The sequence below is a fragment of the Psychroflexus sp. MES1-P1E genome (assembly GCF_002836055.1).
Taxonomy (GTDB): domain Bacteria; phylum Bacteroidota; class Bacteroidia; order Flavobacteriales; family Flavobacteriaceae; genus Psychroflexus.
Genome location: NZ_PJBS01000298.1, coordinates 1 through 1,162, shown reverse-complemented (window position 1 = coordinate 1,162; position 1,162 = coordinate 1). Strand labels below are relative to the sequence as shown.

The window sequence follows — 1,162 nt, the reverse complement described above, 5'->3', positions numbered from 1 at the left end:
ACGTAAGGTGTTCCTCTCTTAACTACTGCAAAAGCTCTTGCTATTAATTTATTCCTAACATTATTTATAGCTAACATTTTATCTTTTCCTTCGGCTAATTTCCTCTTGTAATACAAGCGTAATTCATTGTCGTGCTGTATTGCTGAAACACTTGCCATACTCAACAAACTTTTCATCTTTCTATCGCCTAAATAATGACATTGTTTTCTACGATGAATGCTTGTGCCTGATTCATGCTTAAATGGTGCTGTTCCGCAATAGCTTGAAAACGCTCTCCAACTTGCAAAACGTGTGAAGTTTCCAGTATGATAAATAAGTTGACAAGCAACCACTAAACCTACTCCTTTGAGACTGGTTAGTAATTCAAAATTCTTGTTCATAGAGGCCTCTGAGGCTAAGATGTCTTTTATGCGAGTCTCTATCGATTTCACTTGCTTTTCTAAGTAATCAATACTGCGTTTTAAGCTTAAACATCCAACATCTGTACTAGAACTTGATAAAAGCACTTTCATCTCCTTTAAAGTCCCTTTTAAACCTGCATTATTTCTAACCAATTGGTCTCTTAAAGCTAACAATCTACCTAACTCTAAATGAGACATACTCTTTACTGTGCTTGGTTTCAATTCTTCTCTATAAAGCCATGCATAACGTGCTAGTAAAATGGCATCTATGCGATCTGTCTTCTCCTTAACAATACCTGAACATCGCTTAATTTTTAAAGGACTCTCCTCTACATAGACAACAGATTGACCATGCAAGTAAAGTGCTAATTTTAATGAGTAATAGCCTGTATTCTCAAAACAGTAAAAAACCTTACTATCTTTGGCAACCTTTAAAACCCATTTCAATAGACTCTTATAGCCTACAACCTCGTTAGTAAACACTTTGTGAACCTGAGCTTGGTGACAATAAGCATCAAGGGTCTTTTTTGAAACATCGATGCCTACTACTTCTTCATAATTTTTCATATTTTTACAATTAAAGTTTATAAATAAGTTGCGTTAACTACTTCCTTTATCGGGAGTTATGACTCCTGGTATTCCAAATGGTTCTTGGCAACTTTATAGAAAGAAAGGACTCGTACGTGTCATGGATCTAGTATTCTAAAACACGTTATAGTTCTCCTCTTTTTCTATTTAAAGATATTTAATACAAACTAAAG

General features: G+C 34.6%; 1 protein-coding gene. It reads right to left on the bottom strand.

What is annotated here, in order from left to right:
- Nucleotides 1–968 (bottom strand): IS110 family RNA-guided transposase (locus CXF67_RS09885; RefSeq protein WP_102088595.1); only part of this gene is annotated, 968 nt, incomplete at its 3' end.
- Nucleotides 969–1,162 lie beyond the last annotated feature (194 nt).